The sequence below is a fragment of the Paenibacillus beijingensis genome (assembly GCF_000961095.1).
GTDB classification, from domain to species: domain Bacteria; phylum Bacillota; class Bacilli; order Paenibacillales; family Paenibacillaceae; genus Paenibacillus_O; species Paenibacillus_O beijingensis.
The window spans coordinates 978,594-997,358 of the sequence record NZ_CP011058.1 but is presented as its reverse complement, the minus strand read 5'-3'; the positions used below and the strand labels follow the sequence as shown (position 1 = coordinate 997,358).

Sequence of the window (18,765 nt, the reverse complement as noted above, 5' to 3'; positions counted from 1 at the left end):
TTGACCTATTTAGGACTAGCTCTTCTTTTTCGTCGCGCTCAAAATGACTAGGACTTATATACGATACGAATGCCGTCGGTTTTGTGCAGCTCGTTGAAAGCGGCGAAGTTGCGGACGCCGGAGTCGGCGTGGCTGCTTTTTTTGGCGATTTTTTTGCCGCGATGCAGCAAAAATTGGTCAATATTGGACGGGAACATAAAGTCCGGTCCGGCGGTTACGGTCAGCCCGTCCACCGTGATGATCCGGGTGAACAACAGCAGGCCCTCGGTCAGAAAACGGCTGAGCCGCAGATCCATAACGGTGATCTCCGGCTGATCCCGATGAAGAAGATCCTGCAGCACGGCCGTTCCTTGGCCGACCGACAGCGATGATATGCGGAACAGCGACGTATAGGAATCCTTGTAGGCGTCCAGCGCCTTTTTCTCGGACGGGGTCAGCTTCAATGTGGAAGAAGCTTCGCTGCGGAATGCTTCGTCTGCCGATACCGGCTCGTGCACGGCCAGCTCGGTAAGCGCAGCCGCGGCGTCTTCGCGGTCAAACACGATGGAGCCGTTCGCATCGATCATGCCGAGCGCCGCTGCGGCGCGGAAGTAATGGTCTTTGGTCAGCTGCTCCCGCAGTTTCTGGTTGAGTGTCGTCAAATTATTTTTTACATCGGTGTATGTAGAAGAGCGGTCCATCTTATATTACCTCCTAATAGAATACCAATAGTGTAACAAAAATTTACGTCGAAAGGTACTTGGAGGCTGATTTTTCGGCGATTTCTTTTATGACGGTGTTGCGTTTGACAAGAAATTGCTCCATGTACCGCGTAAGAAACAGGATGTCGGCCAGCCTTCCGAGCAGCCCGAGAGGCGAGTCGTAGTCGAAGCGGTCGATCATCAGCGTTCCATCCGCCTGCGGGATAAATTCATGCGTGTGCGTAAACCTCCGGAATGCGCCCCGGATCATCTCGTCCGTAAAACGCCACGGGGGCTCCATAGCCGTAATTTTAACCGTTAACCGCTGCTTCACCCCGAAATGGACCGCTTCCCAGGTGACGGTTTCGCCTAGCTCGATCAATCCGGCGGTGCGGCCGGCGATTGCCTTCTCCCTTGTTTGCGATGCCGATTGCATATGAACGTCGATGCTGCGCGCCAGATCGAAGCAAAGACGGGGCGGCGCCTGGATGATCATGGATGTTTCGATGACAGGCATTCTAGTACTGGCCGTCCTTTCTATCGTTTGGTTAAGAAGCGTTCGCATGTTAATGGGGGCTTCTTGATCAGTATAGAGCAACGGGGCCGTTATTGGTAAGAGCCGGCACGGTGATGCGGCCAATGCGGGCGAGGCAAGGTTCGCCTGCCGCCTGCTGAGCGCAAAGATGCAAACAATCCGGGGAAAACGTAAAATTGCAAAATCGCATCATGCAAAGACGTCCGGCAAACCGGGCTTTCGCCTGATTCGCCGGACGTCTTATGCTTCGACTCGAGTCTTCTATTGCGCCTGCTTGCCGCCGTGCGTCGTCAGCCGCGTCCGCAGCGAATGAACTCTCCACCGCGATACCGGGAGCCGCTTGTGATCCGGTCCGCGGCCGCCGAAATAAACGGTTCCTTCTTCGATCGCGCTGATCTTGCCGATGTTCACGTAGCAGTCCGACCCGGCCGGCTGGAACGTGCCGCTCCCGATCAGGCGATTGATTTCTTCGGCAGACATTCTCTTTTTAATATTATAATTGCTGCCGTGAAAAATGACGAGACCGAGCGAGCCCACCTTGAAAAACAGAATGTCCGTCTCCACATCAAAGTCCTCATATACATTGCGGTCCTTCAACGTCATACTCGTCACTCTGGCTTCCCCCTCCGTAAAAAAAATTCAAACGGCGACCGTCCGCAGGTCCGGTTCAATTCCAGGCGGCGAGCCGGAATGGAGTCCGATACCGAAACCGTAATCGATCCTGCGGAGCCAACAAGGAAACTGATTGTTAGCGCTTACAATATTATCATATTCAGTTCAGATTGAAAAGATATCCCGGGCAAAAAAATGTCGCGATCTGAAGATGAGTTGTCATTCATGAAGCCGATAGGTTATCGTGAACGAAAGGGTGCGCGCAGGAAACAAGGAGGCGATATTGTTGCGTGTAAGTTTGCTCGATATGGTGCCGCTGCTCGAAGGGGCGGATGCGGCCGAAGCGATCCGCCAATCGGTTAAGCTGGCCCAAATGGCCGAACGGTGCGGCTTTACCCGCTTCTGGGTTTCGGAGCACCACGATATGCCGTCGCTTGCATCGTCATGCCCGGAAGTGCTGCTCGCTTATCTGGGCGTGCATACGAGCTCGCTGCGGATCGGATCCGGCGCGGTGCTGCTGCCTTATTACAAGCCGTACAAAATCGCCGAAGCGTTCCATCTGTTGGCGACATTGTATCCCGGCAGAATCGATTTGGGGGTCGGACGCGCCCCGGGAGGCTCGGCCCAAGTGTCGATGGCGCTGAGCGCCAACTATTTGGAGGGCGTGTTCAAGCTGCCGGATGCGCTGCGGGAGCTGTCGGAGCTGCTGGACGGATCGTTCAAGGTGGAAGGCGAGACGGTAACCGCCCGTCCGGTCCCCCGGCATGCGCCGGAGCTGTGGATGCTCGGCACGAGCCCGAAGAGCGCGCAGCTGGCCGCGCAGCTTGGAATCGGCTATGCGTTCGGCCAGTTTATGAGCGACCATGACGGAAGAGAGATTGTACGGCGCTACCGCGAGTCGTTCCAGCCGTCCGCCCGGCTCAAGGAGCCTACGGCGATCGTTGCCGTCGGGGCGGTATGCGCCCCATCGGAAGCCGAAGCGGCGGAGCTGGCGGCGTCTATGCCAGTCATCGGCCCCGCGCCCGTCCCCGGCAGCGCCAGGCGGTCGTACGCGGGAGCGCCGGCACGGCTGGCGGCGGAGCTGAAGGGGCTCGCGGACGAATGCAGCGCGGACGAGCTGATGCTCGTCACCGCCATTGCCGACTACGCGCGCCGTCAGCGCTCGCTGGAGCTGCTGTCCGCCGAACTTCTGCGGTGAGTGCCAAAGCGGGCTGCAGCCGCACTAAATAGACGGTCCGCTTGAGCTGCGGACCGTCTATTCCTGTCTTACTTGATATACACGCTGCCGAACGGCAGCAGCTCGCGCAGCAGCCGCTTGAATACGCCATCGCCGCGCAGCTGCTCCATCAAGTCGGGGTCCTGCAGCCCCGTCTGGACGAGCGCGGGGCCGCTGCCCGTCAGTTCCCACTGCACGTTCATCTGCTGGCTGGCAAGCGGGTTTCCGTACACCGACAGCCTCACGGCCGCGTGGTGGGGGAACGCGACGAGCGATCCCGCATCGACATAGAGCGGCCGCTCGGGATGGAGCTGGACGGCGGCGATGCCACCCAGCGATAGGATGCCGAGCGTTCCGGGACCGCCAAACTGCATCCGTACAAGCTCCTTCGTAATCCAGGCCGTTCTCAGTTTTTGCACCCGGCTCTTCGTTGTCATCCCGTCACTGAAAAAAATAACATGGCGGAAATCGAACAAAAGGTCGCTCCCCGCTTCGATATCGACTGTCTCCAGCGTGCAGCCCTGCGGCAGGCCGAGCAAAAATTCGCACGGCCCTTGAAGCCGGGCGCGCGTCCATTTGCGCTTGCGGTAGGCGCCGGCCAAGTCCATAAACCGGTCTTCTCGGTTTCCGGGCGCGCCCCGGTAGGCGATGATCGCTTTCGTGTGCAGCACATGGACCGCTTCCTCGCTGCTCAGCGTCAGCCGCACATGCCCTTGCGGGGGAGGGGAGGTAATGTTCATAGGCCCGCCGTCCTGCCGCTTTCGCGCATTTGCCGGCGCCAAACGCGGTACCGCCAGATGCGGATCGCCGCGATGTAAATGAGCAGCATGACCGCTACAACGAGAACGGACGTGACGATTTTGCGCACGAAGGCGGCGCGTCTCTCTTCGATTTGGGCGAGCCGGTCGGCGAGGGCTCCGTTCTGCTGTGCAAGGGCGCTGTTCTGCTCCGCAAGCTTTGCATTTTGCTGGCGGTACTGCTCGTTTTCCTGCTGCAGCGCCTGCTGCTTTGCTTCAAACTCCGCACGCATCTCCTGCTGGCGCTCTTCCATCTGCTTCTGCTGCTCCTCCATCTGACGAATCGAATCGTTATACTGGCGGGTCAGCTCGTCCACTTTGTCGGGCGTATTATAGATATCTTTAATCCGGTCATACAGCGAAGCTTCCGCCGAATGAGACGGAAGTCCGGCCCAAAGGATGAATAGCGCGACAAATGTCAGCGCCGCTTTAAACATGTTTCGCATCAACCAAACTCCTCGCACCAAATCTTCGATTATGACGATGTTCTATCTCTATATTACCTTTTTTTTCGACCTCCAACTACAAGTTTGTCGTCTTCTGTCAGCCGAAAAAAGTGCGCCCGTTCCAGGCGTCTATATTTATCCGAGCGCGCACAGACAGCGGCGGATAATTGAGAATAACGGTTTAAAATCGGAGAATCCGCCCCATCGCGGAAGTTGTCAGTTTTGCCAAGGTATGGTATTGTCACTTCAAAATGCTAGCCCCAATAATAGCTTTGGCGCAAGAAAGGCGGAAATCTTGTGGCAACGGAACAGAAACTCTATTCGGGTATCGTTTATATCGGTTGTTACGGGGGATCTGCGGAGCCGAACCTTTATGTGTGCGGCTTTGATGAAACCGGCGGGACAATTTCCATTAAGCAGCGGCTTGCCGGCATTGAGGAAGCTTCCTTTCTGGCCGTGCATCCTGACGGACGGACCTTGTACGCGGTCAGCGAAACCGCGGAGTCGCACGGAGAGCCGGGAGGCTCGGTCTACGCGTTGTCCATTGCTCCAGGTTCGGGAGAGCTGGAGCTGATCGGCGACCAGCTGACCCACGGGGAGCATCCTTGTTTTGTGAGCGTTTCCGCATCGGGGAACAGCGTTTATGTTTGCAATTACAGCGGCTCTACCGCCGCGGTGCTGCCGATTGACGAGGACGGCGGGCTGCTGCCCGCTTCGCAGGTGATCGGGTGCGAGGGGCATGCAGGGCCGAATCCGGACCGGCAGGAAAAATCGCATCCGCACAGCATTCGGGCATTCGAAGGTGCGCCGTTTGTTTATATTGCGGATTTGGGAACCGATTCGCTGCATATCTACAAGCCTTCCGAAGACGGCCTCAGCCTGCATGCGCACCGCGTCTTCAAGCTTGCGCCCGGTTCGGGCCCGCGCCACGCGGCGTTTCATAGGGATCTGCCGTACGCTTACGTGCTCGGCGAACTGGATTCGTCCGTGGCCGTGCTGCACGTGGACCGCGAATCCGGGACGCTGACGCCGGTGCAGACGGTGTCTTCGCTGCCGGAGGACTTCGAGGGCGTCAGCTTCTCCGCGGAAGTTGCGCTGTCGCCTTGCGGCCGGTTTTTGTATGTGTCCAACCGCGGACACGACAGCATTGCCGTCTTCTCGATCGCTGAAGGAACCGGCGAGCTGACGCCGGTGGAACACGTTCCCTCCGGCGGACAGAATCCGCGCCATTTCGCGCTTTCGCCGGACGGCAGATGGCTGCTGGCGGCGAATCAGGGCAGCGATGCGGTCATTGTGTTCCAGCGCGATCCGGAACGGGCCGGCTACGGCAAACGGACGGCTTCCTCGGCGTCGGCAAGCCGGTATGCGTCCGGTTTTTCGGAGCTTGATCCGCAGACGGACGAGAGCGTCATGATACGTTGAAGCAGGCAGGCAAAAACGGTCTATTTGCGCATTATTTACAAATTTTGAACGTTGTTACGGCATTCATACGAGAAAGGAAGTTTTGCTACACATGTCATCGCTGCAATCGGCCCGGATCGGCGCGGTCCGTACCGGGGCCGTCTACTTTATTCTGATCGCCATCAGCGCCGTACATATGCTCAACGACTCGATGCAGTCGGTCGTGACGGCATTGTTTCCCGTTTTGGAAAAAGCGCTCGACCTTAACTTTACGCAGGTCGGATGGATCGCATTTACGTTAAATATGACCTCCTCGGTGATGCAGCCGGCCATCGGGATTATTTCCGACAAACGGCCGGCTCCGTGGATGCTGCCCGCCGGCATGGGGTGCAGCCTGATCGGCATGGCCGGCCTTGCTTTCGCGCCGAATTTTCCCGCGGTTATCGCATCGGTCGTCTTCGTCGGTCTCGGCTCCGCCGTCTTTCACCCCGAAGGCTCCCGCGTCGTATACTTTGCGGCGGGGGCGCGCCGCGGACTCGCACAATCGATCTACCAGGTCGGAGGCAACTTCGGCCAGTCGCTCGGTCCGCTAATGACGATGTTCATCTTCATACCGCTCGGACAGCACGGAGCCGTATTCGGCACGCTGCTGGCTGCGGCCGCCATCGTCGTGCTGCTTAAGGTCGTACCGTGGTACTCCGAGCAGCTGAAGGAGAACGGCAAGCCGGCCAAGAAGAAGCCGGCCGCCGGAGCGGCTGCGGCATCCGGACAATTGCAGAGCGGTCGCAATACGGTCGCTTTTGCGCTCGGGCTGCTCATTCTGCTCGTCTTCGTCCGATCCTGGTACGGAGCGGCCATCGGCAGCTTTCACCAGTTTTATATGATGGATCACTACGGGCTGTCGACGAAGCTGGCGCAGGTGCCGCTCTATTTGTTCATGGTGGCCGGCGTGGCGGGAACGTTCTTCGGTGGCATGCTTGCCGACCGGTTCGGACGCAAAAACATGATGTTCTGGTCCGTTGCCGGCTCGGCGCCGTTCGCCCTGCTGCTCCCGCACCTGCCGCTTTACTGGGTATACCCGACAGCGGCCGTGCTCGGGTTCGTGCTGATGTCCGGCTTCTCCGTCAGCGTCGTGTACGCGCAGGAGCTGATGCCCGGCAAGGTCGGCATGGCGTCGGGACTCATTACCGGCTTCGCCTTCGGCATGGGCGCGCTCGGAGCGGTCGTGCTCGGCACGCTTGCCGACCGGTACGGTCTGGCTTCGGTGATGACCTGGTGCAGCTTCCTGCCGCTCGTTGGCGTGCTCGCCATTCTGCTGCCGAAAGACCGCAGGGAATAAGGATTAAAAGGAATAAGGAACAAGAAACGGTGCGGCAAAGGGCCGTCCCCGATGGTCGACGACCGCCTGGGACGGCCCTTTTGCTTGTGCGAAGGTTCGGACCCCGCAACTGTAAAAGAGGAGGCCGGATGCGCTGGATGCACTGGATGGGCCGGATGTGCCGAACGCGCCAATGAAAAAAGAAGTAAGAAGCAAAAGGGAACCTTTTCAGATATCAATCGTCTACTTGCCGAGGTGAACGGAGTGCAATTCGATTATTTGCAGGACATGACGGACGGTTTGGACCGCGGAGCCGTCCTCAATGAGCTGATGACAGCTTATGGAACGGACGTATGGAACTATGCGTTCTTTCTCACCCGCCGCCGCGAGCTTGCGGACGATATTTCCCAGGACGTGTTCGTGAAAGTATATAACCGGTTGTATACGTTCCGCGGACAGTCCAGCGTCAAGACGTGGCTGCTCTCCATCACCCGCAACACCGCGCGCGATGCGCTCCGGTCCGCCTGGCTGCGCCGCGTGAAGCTGGTCGCCTATTGGCGGGAGAAGGACGCGGGACCGTCGGCGGAACGGGAGGCGCTCTCGCAGCAAATGACCGGCGAGATCTGGTCGGTCGTCATGTCGCTGTCGGACAAGCTGCGCGAGGTGCTGCTGCTTCACGCCCATTATGGGCTCAAGCAGGAGGAGATTGCGGAGCTGCTCGGGATTTCGGCCGGGACGGTCAAGTCGCGGCTGCACCGGGCCCGCGCCGCCGTCAGCCGCAAGCTGGGCAACGAAACAGGGGAGGAGGAGCGGACATGAAAGATCGGAACAGGAACGGCCCCGAGGCTCATCAGGACTGGGAACGCAAATTGTCCGGCCGTCCGTTTATCAAGAGCGGGTTCACCTCAGAGCTTGAACAGAAGGTGAGGGAGAGGGTCAGAATGGGAGGCGGACATCGAAGAACATATATGCGTCCTGCCGCAGCGTTTGTCATCGTATGCGCCCTGCTGCTGGGCGGGATTATGCTGAGGGACAACTGGAAGTCGTCCGAAAATGTCCCCGCATACGCTGCGGATGCCCCGTCCGCGCTGCGCAGCGATCCGCTGGCCGCAGAGGGCGATATCGAGCTAAAGGTGTATTCGCAGAATCAGGATACTGTAAGTTTTATGAGCTTTATCGGCAATCCGTTCGTGATCCGCCATCCCGGCGTGCACTTTACCGTTGTGCAGCCTCCCCGCGATGGAAGCGTGAGCAGCGAGGACGAGCTGGAGAAGTGGATTGCCGGGCAAAAACCCGATGTCATCGTGACCGATTCCGGTACATTCGGCAAGCTGGCGCAGCAAGGGCGGCTGCAGGCGCTCGACGCATGGATCAATAACGACAAATTCGATCTGGACGGCATGTTTAAGCCGGTGACGGATACGCTGCGGGAACTCGGCGGCGGCGGTCAACTGTACGGACTTGCGAATTCGTTTGACACGGCTGCGATTTTTGTGAACAAAGATTTATTTGAGCGGAACGGCATTGCGCTGCCTGAGGACGGCATGACCTGGGACGAGGTGCTGGCGCTGGCGCAGCGTTTTGCAGGGACGGGCACCGCCGGGCTGATCGGTCCGGATTTGGACAATCCGTTCAGCCTCGTGCAAATGGCGGGAACGACGGAAGGGCTGCAGCCTTTCAATTCGGACAAGCTGCAGGCGACGGCGGATACGCCGGCATGGGCGGGGCTGTGGGCCAAAGTTGCCGACGGCGTGCAGCAGGGCTGGATTTACAATGCTCCCAATCCGCTTAAGGGGAAAAACTATACGATCAAGCAGGCCGCGGAAACGGACCCGTTCCAGAACGGAAAAGCTGCAATGCGGATCGGGAGTTCTTTTTACGCTTATATGCTTTCGCAGGAGCAATCGGGGAAAAAACTGAACTGGATCTCCGTTACCGAGCCGGTCGGCAAGGCCAGAGGGGACGTGTCGGCAAGTTTTCGCTTGGATACCGTTTATGCGGTGAACGCCGAATCGGCCAATTCCAAGGCGGCATGGGAATTCGTCAAATTTGTAGCAGGAAAAGAATTGGCGCGCCGCATTAACAACATGTATTCAAATGTGCTGGCAAGGGAGTCGGAACTGAAATGGCTGGAGCCTGAGCAGAAAGAAGCGTTCTATAAGCTGAAAGCCGATCCTGATTTTTATGCGAAGAAATGGAGTACGGATCCGGTGTCCATGAGCGGCAGAAGCAGCTTTTACAACGATGGTACAAGGCTGATGGCGGAGGTCGCAGCAGGGAAGCTGCCGGTGGAGAAGGCGCTTGAGCAGGTGCAGGACAGTGTGCAGAAAGCATTGAACAGCGCAGCGCAGAAGGAGTCCGGCGGGGGGTGAGTGTAAAATGTCGACAAATTCGAATAGAAAAAAGGTTAAGGCGTGGATGCTGCGATTCCGTTTCAGGAGCGGCCCGAAGATCGCACGGCTTGCGGTCATCTGCCTCGCCATGCTTGTGCTGGCGGCCGGATGCAGCGGAGGCGGACAGCCTGCCGAAGTCAAGGAGCCTCTGCGGATTGCCATTTACAATGAGGCCAGTTACAATCACAGCCTTCGCGATTACTTGGAAGCGGCTTTTCCGGATCTTCAGGTGGAAATTATTCCGACGGAATACAGTACCGCGGACTACAACATTACGGATTACAGAAAATTTCTTGCAAAGTTGATGGACGAAAAGCATCCGGACCTCATCTATACGTACGGCGATGATTACCGTTATTTAGCCTCCGAAGGTTATTTGACGGATTTGACGGACGATATGCGCAAGGACGGAATACGGGAAAGCGACTTTCAGCAAGGCGCGATCGAGGAGTTGAAAGATAATCCCGACAACCGGCTCTACGGACTAGCTCCGCAGCTGTATTCGAGAGTCTTGTGCTACAACAAGGATTTGTTCCGCAAATACGGGGTGGAAGAGCCCGCAGACGGTATGGCCTGGAGCGATATCATCCGTCTGGCCTCGCGCTTTGTGTCTGCCGGCGCGGTCGAGGAAGGCATTGTCGGTTTCCACTCGATGGGCGCAAACGGCTTGGGCAGCTACGTTGCCAGAGTGGCATGGACTGAAGGGATTCAGCAGCTCGGAAGCGACAGCCGCACCGTTACGTTGAATACCCCGGCCTGGAAATCCATCTATTCATCCGTCCTGGAAGGGTATAGGCAGGGAGCCTTCGGAGTGAAGGAGATGAAGGAAAGGATTGAAGGGAATGAGGCCTATTTTGACGAGGATGCGATGAAGGAGGCGGACTTGTTCGGCAAAGGAAAAGCGGCAATGACGATCGATGGCATCAAACAGTGCAAGAAAGATTCGTTTGAGACGGGGGGAGTATTTGCACCGGTCAATTCCGCCGATCCCGGTCGGATAGCCGGCTTCGTCGTTGTGGACATATTGGCCATCCCGGCAGCTGCCGAGAATAAGGCCGACGCTTGGGAAGTCGTCAAGTTCATGACAGGCGATTATATGGCCAAGCTGCTTTCGGGTACAGACGGAATATCCGCCAGGATGTCCTATCTAACGATGAATACCGATCCGCAGATGAAGAAGCTGTTTCAGCTGATGCCGGTGAAGACGCCGCTGATTCGGGAATCCATCCCCCGTTCCGTCCATACCGCATTGGATGAGATGATTACCCGCGAGCAGAAGGAGCTGGTCGCAGGAAACAAGACGCTGGATGAAGCTCTTGCCTCGATGCAAACCGAAGGGCAGCAGATTGTCGATAAGTTTTGGTCCTCCGGGGGGAATACTTAAGCGAGCGTAAACGAACCGATCAAGGGGCTATCCTTGGCCGGTTCGTTCGTTTTTACCACATAGGAAAGTTTAATTTCGATAAAGCATGAAGTCGAAATGAACTTTCCTATTGGCGAATAAACCTACCTTTAAACGCGGTCGCACCCTCTTCGAAAGACCTCAATAAAGGTTTATCTCATCGCTCTGTACGAAGGGGGAGTTTTGAAAAAGATGCGTTCGTACATCTATTTTCTGTTTATTTTTCGACTACGTAAAAATTCCTGCGAATATGCTTTTTTTGTCGACCCCATGTCCCGTTCAGGCGATAAAAGCTGGGAAATTCCTGCACCATTGCAGGTTTTCCGTCCAGACATGCGATTTCGATCGATAATACCTGCGCATTCGCAGGTTTAGCGAGGAAGGACCTCCGACTCCGCTTTGTCAGCGATGAGTGCACCCCTTAGAATGGACATTGAGAAAAGACCTCTCAGTGACGATACCGCTTTGCCAGCGAAACTGGAGGTCCTCTTGTGTCCTATTGGGTGCGGACTTGAGGGGATTTCCGGAACCGGGATATCATCATGGTCAGAGATAAAGCACCATCCCGTCGTAAGCGACCGTAATACCGGCCGGCTCAAAAATCGTCGTCAGATCTTCGTGCAGCAGCTTGGAATTATGACTGATATGAGTGACAACGATCCGACCCTGATCACTTAGAATATTCTCCTCGCGGAATACCCGCTGCACCTCCATAATGGTCTCGATGCTCATATGATTCCGTTCCCGTTTATTGCCCGTAAATCCTACCGTGCAGTCGAGAATCGCGCCGTCAAGCCTCTTTCCCTTCAGCCATGCCCATGTGTCATCCGGCAGCCAGCCGGTATCGTGACCGTAGAGAAGGCTTTTGCCTTCTTTCTCCACCACGTAGAGCAGGCACGTTTCGAGCCGGTCATGGTCAGCCGGCAGCGGCGTTACCCGGATTTCGTCCTCCCCGAGTGCGGCCGTAATGAACGGACGCATCAGATGAAACGCGAACCGCTCCCCTTCATGACTGCCTACGGCAGCGCGGGTGCGCTGCATGACGGCGTCATTGCCGTAAATATGAAGCGGGTGATCAATGCCGTGGGCAATCCCTATTTTTCTGGAGTCCAGATCAAAGGCGTTGTAGTGATCGGTATGCGTATGCGTTACAAGCAGATGCCGGAGGGCGCCGTAATCGACCCGGTCGCGGAGAGCCTGCATAAACGAGTCGGGCGAGTAATCGAATTTGATCGTATCGTCGATAATGACCGAGGTCCGGCTGCGGATGTTTTTACCGCCAAGCTGCCTTGCCCGGCTGCACGCACCGCACCGGCAGAAAGCATTCGGAAAGCCTTCCGCCGCCGCGGTGCCGAGAAAATGAATCTTCATCATTGAATCCTCCGTCTGGTTCACAGGTGTACAAATCGTCCGAGTATTGTTGAAGCCTATTTATTCAAGCCGAGAGGTCGTCGAGGCCCGCTCGACGATCGCGGTCTGGATTTTGATCGTAAGCTGCTGACCCCCCGAGTTTCCGATTCGGTCCAGCAGCAGATTCAGCGCAGACTGGGCCAGCTGTCCGGTCGGCTGCCTCACGGTCGTGAGCGGGACCGCTGCCATTCTGGAGATTTGGATGTCGGAGAACCCGACAACTGACAGCTGCCTGGGAACAGCCACATTAAGATGCAGGGCGGTATACAACGTTTGGAGCGCAACATAATCGTCTCCGCACATGACTGCCGTCAAGTGGGGATTGGCACGAAGAAAAGCCTCCTGCTCATGGTTGCTTTCGTTCACCCGCTCCGGATCGCAGTCTTCGCTGCGAATAAGAATATGCTGATTATTCACCGGAATGCCATGGTCGAGCAGCGCCTGAACATAGCCGTGATACCGGTCCTCGGTACTGGTAACTCCCGCCATCGGATTGGTAATATAACCGATCTCCCGGTGTCCTCTCCCGATCAAATACTCCGCCATCGCGTAGGAGCCCATAAAATGATCATGATACACGCAGTCAATCTGAATTTCGCGGAAGAAGCGGTCGATGATGACGATCGGATACCGCGCAAGCTTCAGTCTCAGCACCTGGTCACTGCACGTGGCCCGTCTGCGCGGGAACAAAATAATGCCGGCCGCGCCTTCCGCCACCAGCCGGCTCAGACATTCGTCCTCATCTTCATTGTCTTTTGTAATTTTTAGAATCAGATCGCAGTCGTGCTCCCGCGCTTCTTTCTCCAGCGACCGGATGATCCGGGACGTATAATCCATCAGATGAGGGAAAATAATCGCGATTTGAAGATGCTTCTTCCGGTCCTCAGGCTGCTGACCGGCGGCCGCAATCTCTTCATGCGGACCCTTCTCCCGGGTCGTAAGCGGGACTCCATTCTCCGTCCGACCGTCCGCCACCTCCGGCTGAGCCTGACCCGGGGAAAGAAACGTGCCCCTTCGCGACAAACGGTAGACGATTCCCTGCTGTGCCAGCTGATCCAGCGCCAGCTTGCTCGTCATCCGGCTGACGCCGAACAGCTTGGCAAGCTCGCCCTCCGACGGAACCGGATCGTGCGCCTTAAGATTTCTCGTCCGGATCATCGTTTTCACTTTGTCCGCCATTTGCATATACAGCTGCTGGTTGCTTTTTTTACCTCGTGGAGCATTTTTCATGCCAAGCATCCCTCTTCAATAAATTCAGGCAGCCAGGCTGACAGCAGCCCTAGCCTTTGATTCCGGTAAACGTAATCCCTTGTATAAACGTTCTTTGCAGAAAAAAGAACAGGATCAGAATGGGCAGTATCATCAGGAAAGCCGCCGCCATCAGCAGGTTCCACTCCGTACTGATTTCATTCTGGAACTGCTGCAGTCCCAGAGACAGCGTATATTGAGCGGGATCGTTCAAGTACAGCAGCGGACCGAGGAAATCGTTCCAACTGGCCATGATTTGAAAGAGTCCCGTTGCCAGAACAGCCGGCATCGCAAGCCGGAGCATAATACTCCAGTAAATGTATCCCTCGCTTGCTCCATCGATCCGGGCCGCCTGCTGAAGCTCCGAAGGGAGCCCCAGGAAGAACTGCCTCAGCATGAAAATATAAACGGGTACTCCCAGCGCCGGCTTGACGATGAGCGGAATCAGCGTGCCGACCAGTCCCAGCTTGTAGAACAGAATGAATTCCGGAATCATCGTGACCTGCCCGGGAACCATCATGACGCCGATTGTAACGGCGAAGATCAGGCTGCGTCCTTTCCACTCCAGCTTGGCCAGGCTGTAAGCGGCCAGCGGGGCGGTGAGCAGCATGCCGAGCGCACTGAACAAGCTGACAATCAGCGTATTGGACAGCAGCCGGGGCAGTGAAATACGGGAAAATGCCTCCGCATAGTTCTGCAAGTGCACGGGGCTCGGAAGCCACTGGGGCGGACTCGCGAACAACTGCGAATTATCCTTCAGCGACGTGAGCAGCATCCAGACCAGCGGAGCGGCAAAACCGGCCGCCGTGAGCAGCAGGATCAGATGGACGAGAAATGTACGAAGCTGCGCCGTTTTTTGGATGGTCATGCGGGTACCTCCGTTTAGTTCCCTTGATAGTGAACCCATTTTTTCGATGAAGCGAAGATGACGGCCGTCAGCAAGGCGATGAGGGCAAACAAAATCCAGGCCATTGCGGAAGCGTAGCCCATTTTCAAATACAGGAACGCATTCTGGTAGACATACATGACATAGAACATGAGCGAACCGGCCGGCGCGCCGCTTCCGCCCGTTAGCGAGTACGGCAGCGCGAACACCTGAAACGACCCGATGATGCCCATGATCAGATTGTAAAACAGAACCGGTGTCAGCAGCGGCAGCGTAATGCGCCAAAGCGTCTGATGCCGGCGCGCACCATCCACGGCTGCGGCATCGTAATAGTCCCGGGAAATGTCCTGAAGGCCGGCGACAAAGATCATCACCGTCTGCCCGATGGCCCATAAGGACATCAGGACAAGCGTAGGCTTGGACCAGCTGTCGCTGCCCAGCCACGGCGGCCCGTTAATCCCGATCGCGGCAAGCGCCTGATTAACCAGACCGAACTGGGGATTGAGCAGCCATATCCAGATCGCCGCTTTCGCGACCAAAGGAACGAGCGTCGGCAGGAAAAAGAGCGTCCGGTAAAAGCCGATGCCTCTGCGCCCCGTGTTTAACAGCAGAGCAAGAGCGAGGCTGCAGATCAAGCTGAGCGGAACATACAGCAGCGCAAAATAGAGCGTATTATAGATCGAAGCCCAGAACACGCCGTCTCCCATCAGATTGCGGTAATTTTGAAGACCGACGAAGCTGCCGGCCTTTAGAATGCTGTAGGACGTAAAGCTGAGAATGATGGAGCTGACAAGCGGATAGACATAGAAGAGCAGCAGACCGAGCAGCCACGGCGTGACAAACAGCCACCCGGTCCTGTTTTTCCGCAGCGCTTGCCGGATGGATCTCTTTCCCGTCCCCGTTCGGGTACGGCCTGCCATTCCCATGTCCGTACCCGAATAGATGTTGCTCATCGGAAATTACACCTCCCTGGCGTTTAGGATCCTTTCAGAGCGGCGTTCACTTTATCGGTGACGCCGTCGAGCAGCTCCTGTGGGTTGCCTTTGTTGTTGACAGCCAGATCCATCGCGCTTTGCAGCTCGTTCCACAGCAGCTGCCCCTGCGGAATAACCGGACGCCAGCGAGCGTCATTAAGTACCGATAGGATGCGGGTATTGATCGGATCATCCTTGAATACTTTCTCGTTCACGGAATGCACGACGGAAAGATAGGCCTTGGCCAGCTCCTCCTGCGCTTTGTCCCCGGTGAAATATTTGAGCAGCTCCCATGCTCCGTCCGGATTTTTGGCGCCTTTCGGAATGACGACGCTATAGCCTCCGGACCAGGTGACGTTGTTTTGGCCCGATGGCGTCGGGATCGCAGTCACGCCGAAATCCAACTTCGGATTGGCGTCTCTAATCTGGGCGGAAGTCAGGTTGTTCCCGATGACCATGCTCGTGACGCCCGCCGCAAACGGATTTACCTTCGAAGCATCCGAAAGCGACTGCATCGCGCTGATATCGTATTTGTTGGCAAACTGTTGCAGCCATTGCAGAGCCTCCACATTTTTCGGATTATTCGCGGTCACCTCGCCGGTCTCCGTGTTGTAGAAATCGCCGCCGAACACCCAGCCCCACGTATAGAAGTTGCCCTGAGTCGACCAAGGGATCAAGCCGAAACGCTTGTAGGTGCCGCCGTCCTTGACGGTCAGCTTGGCTGCATCCTCTTCCAGCTCCTTGATCGTTGCCGGCGGTTTCTCCGGATCGAGACCGGCTTCCTTGAAGTGGTCCTTGTTGTAATAGAGCACTCTTCCATCGGTCGACACCGGCAGTCCGTAAACGCGATCCTTATACACAACCTCGTTCCAGGCAGCCGGATAGAAGCGGTTCTTGTCCAGTTTGTCCGCGCTGACCCGGTCCGTCACGTCCACCAGAGCGCCCTGGTCGGCCCAGGATGCAATCTGGAAACGGTCGAAGAACACGGCGTCCGGCGCCGTACCGCCCGCGACAGCGGAGAGCAGCTTTTGTCCGCCGCCGACGGTCAAATCCGCTACATAAACAACATTCAGCTTTATTTCCGGATGGTCGGCCTGAAAGGCATTCGCAGCCGCTGTGATCGCTTCGCCGGCAACGCCGGTTTTATCGTGCCAGAAGGTGACCGTTTTGCCCGCACTCGCACTGCCCGAAGCGGCGGTATTAGCGGAAGAGCCGTTTGATGTGCCGGCCGTTTCCGATGCTTGAGAACACCCGAACAACAAGCCTGCGCTGAGAGCAATCGACAATAAAGCTGCCGGACGAACGGTTTGGAAGGAACGAATCATTGTTCACCAATCCTTTTATAAGTTTTTTACAGCCCATTATAGTAATCAGATTATTCTGACATTTAATCTCACAGCCGCGATCGCTTTGCGCTCCACCTCCTGGGATGACCTCTTAACATCCCTTTGATGATTCCATTTCCCCGGGTAACTGGCCAAAAAAAGCATAATAGATGTCACTGACATATTCAACGTATGGCAGCGTTAAGATACTGTAAATAAAAGCGCTGCAGTGCGGATACGCGCGGATTGACCCTGCGGAGCTGCGGATCTTTTGTATGGCAGTGACATACGATGTCCGAACGGACAAGAACCGGTAGAGACACAGGATAATAAAAGGGAGCTAACGAAATCGGATGTATCGAGGAATGGATAATAGTTTCATCCTGTTATATTATTGTACTTATATATTTTTACATAAAAAAATGGACAGATATAACAACGGGGTATAGTTAATGATCAGGCTCATTCGGAAAAAACACGGCTATAAACTTTCACATATTCTTACGTTTATTGTATTGTTTTCGATGTTTATTATGTTGATCGTGACGACCATTACAGGATATCATGCGATTAAAAATTCGCTTACCGCCCAGATTCTGTTTTCGAACAAGATGCAGGCGAAGGAAATGGGCAGAACCGTTCAATCGCTGCTGTTGTCCATGAAAGAAAATATGAATATCGCGGCTCAATTTTTTTCATATAACCAATATTCGGAAGAAGAACTCCAGAGGCAGCTGGACTTTTTTAGAGGGACCACGTATTTGTTCAATTCGGCGGCTGTCGTCGACAGCCGCGGGACCGTTGTCTCGGCATCGCCGGGCGGATTGGGGATGAAAGGATGCGAGCTGTATTCTACGGCTTCGAGACAAGCGCTGGAGCTGCAAAAACCGCTTATATCGGAACCTTTTGTCTCAATCACGAAACAGTATACCGTGCTTGTCAGTCATCCTTTAACGGACGCGAACGGAAAATATAAAGGCTATATCGGGGGAGCCGTTTATTTGCAGCAGGCCAATATCTTTCAAAAAATTTTGGGGGAGCAGGGGAGGGACGGTAATGACGGCTCCTACTTTTTCGTCGTCGATGCATCCGGCCGTTTAATGTTCCATGCGGACCGAACCCGGATCGCGGAAGATGTGAGTGCGAATGCCGTCGTCCGGAACTTGATGAACGGAGAAAGCGGATCGCTGTCCGTCGTAAACAGCCAAGGAAAACGGTACCTCGCCGGCTATGTGCCGATACCGGAAACCGGCTGGGGAATCGTGTACCAAACCCCGCAGCAAAATGTCACATCCGCAACGATGAAATTAACTGAAAAAATGTCTCTCTATGCGGCTCCCTTCCTGATTGTGCTGATCGTGCTGTCATTATGGGTGGCGAGCAAGCTGTCGGCTCCATTGCATCGTCTGGCCAACGCCGCGTCGAGCCTGCACGTCAACGACGAAGCGCTCAAGGGGATACGGCGGCACCGGCACTGGAACTATGAAGTGAACCGGCTCAACAAAACGATTGCCGCAGCTTTCAACGATATGAAAAAGAAGACCGAGCAGCTGCTGCAGGAATCCCGGACCGATCCTCTTACCGGACTTGTTAACCGGAGAACGATGGATTCGATCACCCGTATGTGGATCGAACGCGACATCCCTTTTTCCATCATAATGCTCGATATCGACTATTTCAAAGCGGTCAACGATACGTGCGGCCATCAAGTGGGAGATCAGGTGCTGCAATATTTGGCACGTGTGCTGCAAAGCGAAAAGCGCTCCAGTGACGTCGCATGCAGATACGGAGGCGAGGAATTCATGCTCCTGCTCCCGAACATGGCGGAGGAGGCGGCGTATTTGGCGGCAGAACGGATTAGGGTCCGGATCGAAGCGGATATAAGCCCGACCGGCCGGCCGATCACCTTATCGCTGGGCGTATCCTCCTATCCGCATATGGCGGATAGTTTAGAGGCCCTATTCGAAACGGCGGACAAAGCGCTGTATGCGGCGAAACAGCAGGGCCGCAACCGAACCGTCGTGTACGGGGACAAGTAACGTAAAGGTACAGCCCCTAGCCCCTCCAAGTTCCTTATCCAACTTTCGGAAGCTGCGGTTAAAGGACCTGAAAAAATATAGAA

At 55.9% G+C, this 18,765-nt stretch carries 17 protein-coding genes; 7 read left to right on the top strand and 10 right to left on the bottom strand.

The genetic code is table 11. The features are described 5' to 3' along the window. Nucleotides 1-47 precede the first annotated feature (47 nt). From VN24_RS04645 to VN24_RS04635, 3 genes are all read right to left on the bottom strand, one after another. Nucleotides 48-680, bottom strand: coding sequence for a DUF7986 domain-containing protein (locus VN24_RS04645; RefSeq protein ID WP_045669459.1), 633 nt, complete (start codon nucleotides 678-680; stop codon nucleotides 48-50). Between the two features lie 43 nt (nucleotides 681-723). After that, entirely contained in the window at nucleotides 724-1,197 is a 474-nt protein-coding gene (locus VN24_RS04640; protein ID WP_045669458.1) for an SRPBCC family protein, read from the bottom strand. A gap of 279 nt (nucleotides 1,198-1,476) precedes the next feature. Further along, on the bottom strand, nucleotides 1,477-1,818 hold the full coding sequence (locus VN24_RS04635) for a hypothetical protein (RefSeq protein ID WP_045672975.1): 342 nt from the start codon (nucleotides 1,816-1,818) through the stop codon (nucleotides 1,477-1,479). 295 nt (nucleotides 1,819-2,113) lie between these two features. Here VN24_RS04635 and VN24_RS04630 point away from each other — a divergent pair, with 295 nt between their 5' ends. Beyond that, nucleotides 2,114-3,025: an MsnO8 family LLM class oxidoreductase gene (locus VN24_RS04630; RefSeq protein ID WP_274520418.1), complete on the top strand. Its 912-nt coding sequence runs from the start codon at nucleotides 2,114-2,116 to the stop codon at nucleotides 3,023-3,025. Nucleotides 3,026-3,093: 68 nt separating this feature from the next. On the opposite strand, the gene VN24_RS04625 is transcribed toward VN24_RS04630, so the two are convergent. Both VN24_RS04625 and VN24_RS26175 read right to left on the bottom strand, forming a co-directional pair. Further along, on the bottom strand, nucleotides 3,094-3,783 hold the full coding sequence (locus VN24_RS04625) for an AIM24 family protein (protein ID WP_045669457.1): 690 nt from the start codon (nucleotides 3,781-3,783) through the stop codon (nucleotides 3,094-3,096). Continuing rightward, nucleotides 3,780-4,286, bottom strand: a complete 507-nt coding sequence (locus VN24_RS26175; RefSeq protein ID WP_052702790.1) for an Atg14 domain-containing protein — start codon at nucleotides 4,284-4,286, stop codon at nucleotides 3,780-3,782. The genes VN24_RS04625 and VN24_RS26175 overlap by 4 nt, the downstream gene beginning before the upstream one ends. 297 nt (nucleotides 4,287-4,583) lie before the next feature. On the opposite strand from VN24_RS26175, the gene VN24_RS04615 reads away from it, so the two are divergent. From VN24_RS04615 to VN24_RS04595, 5 genes are all read left to right on the top strand, one after another. Continuing rightward, nucleotides 4,584-5,708 carry a lactonase family protein gene (locus VN24_RS04615; protein ID WP_052702789.1) on the top strand — a complete coding sequence of 375 codons (1,125 nt, stop codon included), beginning with the start codon at nucleotides 4,584-4,586 and terminating at the stop codon, nucleotides 5,706-5,708. A gap of 91 nt (nucleotides 5,709-5,799) precedes the next feature. Further along, a complete protein-coding gene (locus VN24_RS04610; protein WP_045669456.1) occupies nucleotides 5,800-7,026 on the top strand; it encodes an MFS transporter in 1,227 nt (408 codons plus the stop codon). A 243-nt stretch (nucleotides 7,027-7,269) separates the two neighbouring features. Further along, nucleotides 7,270-7,824: an RNA polymerase sigma factor gene (locus tag VN24_RS04605; RefSeq protein WP_082083618.1), complete on the top strand. Its 555-nt coding sequence runs from the start codon at nucleotides 7,270-7,272 to the stop codon at nucleotides 7,822-7,824. Nucleotides 7,825-7,946: 122 nt separating this feature from the next. Then, entirely contained in the window at nucleotides 7,947-9,377 is a 1,431-nt protein-coding gene (locus tag VN24_RS04600; RefSeq protein ID WP_420798624.1) for an ABC transporter substrate-binding protein, read from the top strand. Between the two features lie 7 nt (nucleotides 9,378-9,384). Beyond that, entirely contained in the window at nucleotides 9,385-10,782 is a 1,398-nt protein-coding gene (locus VN24_RS04595) for an ABC transporter substrate-binding protein (RefSeq protein ID WP_045669454.1), read from the top strand. 564 nt (nucleotides 10,783-11,346) lie between these two features. Here VN24_RS04595 and VN24_RS04590 read toward each other — a convergent pair. From VN24_RS04590 to VN24_RS04570, 5 genes are read right to left on the bottom strand one after another with little or no spacing between them, the layout of a single operon-like run. After that, nucleotides 11,347-12,171 carry an MBL fold metallo-hydrolase gene (locus VN24_RS04590; protein WP_045669453.1) on the bottom strand — a complete coding sequence of 275 codons (825 nt, stop codon included), beginning with the start codon at nucleotides 12,169-12,171 and terminating at the stop codon, nucleotides 11,347-11,349. 60 nt (nucleotides 12,172-12,231) lie between these two features. Continuing rightward, nucleotides 12,232-13,440, bottom strand: a complete 1,209-nt coding sequence (locus VN24_RS04585; protein ID WP_045669452.1) for a GntR family transcriptional regulator — start codon at nucleotides 13,438-13,440, stop codon at nucleotides 12,232-12,234. A gap of 49 nt (nucleotides 13,441-13,489) precedes the next feature. Continuing rightward, nucleotides 13,490-14,326, bottom strand: a complete 837-nt coding sequence (locus tag VN24_RS04580; protein ID WP_045669451.1) for a carbohydrate ABC transporter permease — start codon at nucleotides 14,324-14,326, stop codon at nucleotides 13,490-13,492. A gap of 14 nt (nucleotides 14,327-14,340) precedes the next feature. Then, nucleotides 14,341-15,297, bottom strand: coding sequence for a carbohydrate ABC transporter permease (locus tag VN24_RS04575; protein ID WP_238590826.1), 957 nt, complete (start codon nucleotides 15,295-15,297; stop codon nucleotides 14,341-14,343). 23 nt (nucleotides 15,298-15,320) lie between these two features. Further along, nucleotides 15,321-16,643 carry an ABC transporter substrate-binding protein gene (locus VN24_RS04570; protein WP_052702788.1) on the bottom strand — a complete coding sequence of 441 codons (1,323 nt, stop codon included), beginning with the start codon at nucleotides 16,641-16,643 and terminating at the stop codon, nucleotides 15,321-15,323. 452 nt (nucleotides 16,644-17,095) lie between these two features. On the opposite strand from VN24_RS04570, the gene VN24_RS04565 reads away from it, so the two are divergent. After that, a complete protein-coding gene (locus VN24_RS04565) occupies nucleotides 17,096-18,682 on the top strand; it encodes a sensor domain-containing diguanylate cyclase (RefSeq protein ID WP_045669450.1) in 1,587 nt (528 codons plus the stop codon). Nucleotides 18,683-18,765 lie beyond the last annotated feature (83 nt).

Excerpts from the sequence above, each read along its gene's own strand:
- VN24_RS04645 (WP_045669459.1), bottom strand. The coding sequence starts at position 680 with ATGGACCGCTCTTCTACATACACCGATGTAAAAAATAATTTGACGACA.
- VN24_RS04640 (WP_045669458.1), bottom strand. The coding sequence starts at position 1,197 with ATGCCTGTCATCGAAACATCCATGATCATCCAGGCGCCGCCCCGTCTT.
- VN24_RS04635 (WP_045672975.1), bottom strand. The coding sequence starts at position 1,818 with ATGACGTTGAAGGACCGCAATGTATATGAGGACTTTGATGTGGAGACG.
- VN24_RS04625 (WP_045669457.1), bottom strand. The coding sequence starts at position 3,783 with ATGAACATTACCTCCCCTCCCCCGCAAGGGCATGTGCGGCTGACGCTG.
- VN24_RS26175 (WP_052702790.1), bottom strand. The coding sequence starts at position 4,286 with ATGCGAAACATGTTTAAAGCGGCGCTGACATTTGTCGCGCTATTCATC.
- VN24_RS04610 (WP_045669456.1), top strand. The coding sequence starts at position 5,800 with ATGTCATCGCTGCAATCGGCCCGGATCGGCGCGGTCCGTACCGGGGCC.
- VN24_RS04600 (WP_420798624.1), top strand. The coding sequence starts at position 7,947 with ATGGGAGGCGGACATCGAAGAACATATATGCGTCCTGCCGCAGCGTTT.
- VN24_RS04595 (WP_045669454.1), top strand. The coding sequence starts at position 9,385 with ATGTCGACAAATTCGAATAGAAAAAAGGTTAAGGCGTGGATGCTGCGA.
- VN24_RS04590 (WP_045669453.1), bottom strand. The coding sequence starts at position 12,171 with ATGAAGATTCATTTTCTCGGCACCGCGGCGGCGGAAGGCTTTCCGAAT.
- VN24_RS04585 (WP_045669452.1), bottom strand. The coding sequence starts at position 13,440 with ATGAAAAATGCTCCACGAGGTAAAAAAAGCAACCAGCAGCTGTATATG.
- VN24_RS04580 (WP_045669451.1), bottom strand. The coding sequence starts at position 14,326 with ATGACCATCCAAAAAACGGCGCAGCTTCGTACATTTCTCGTCCATCTG.
- VN24_RS04575 (WP_238590826.1), bottom strand. The coding sequence starts at position 15,297 with ATGAGCAACATCTATTCGGGTACGGACATGGGAATGGCAGGCCGTACC.
- VN24_RS04570 (WP_052702788.1), bottom strand. The coding sequence starts at position 16,643 with ATGATTCGTTCCTTCCAAACCGTTCGTCCGGCAGCTTTATTGTCGATT.
- VN24_RS04565 (WP_045669450.1), top strand. The coding sequence starts at position 17,096 with ATGATCAGGCTCATTCGGAAAAAACACGGCTATAAACTTTCACATATT.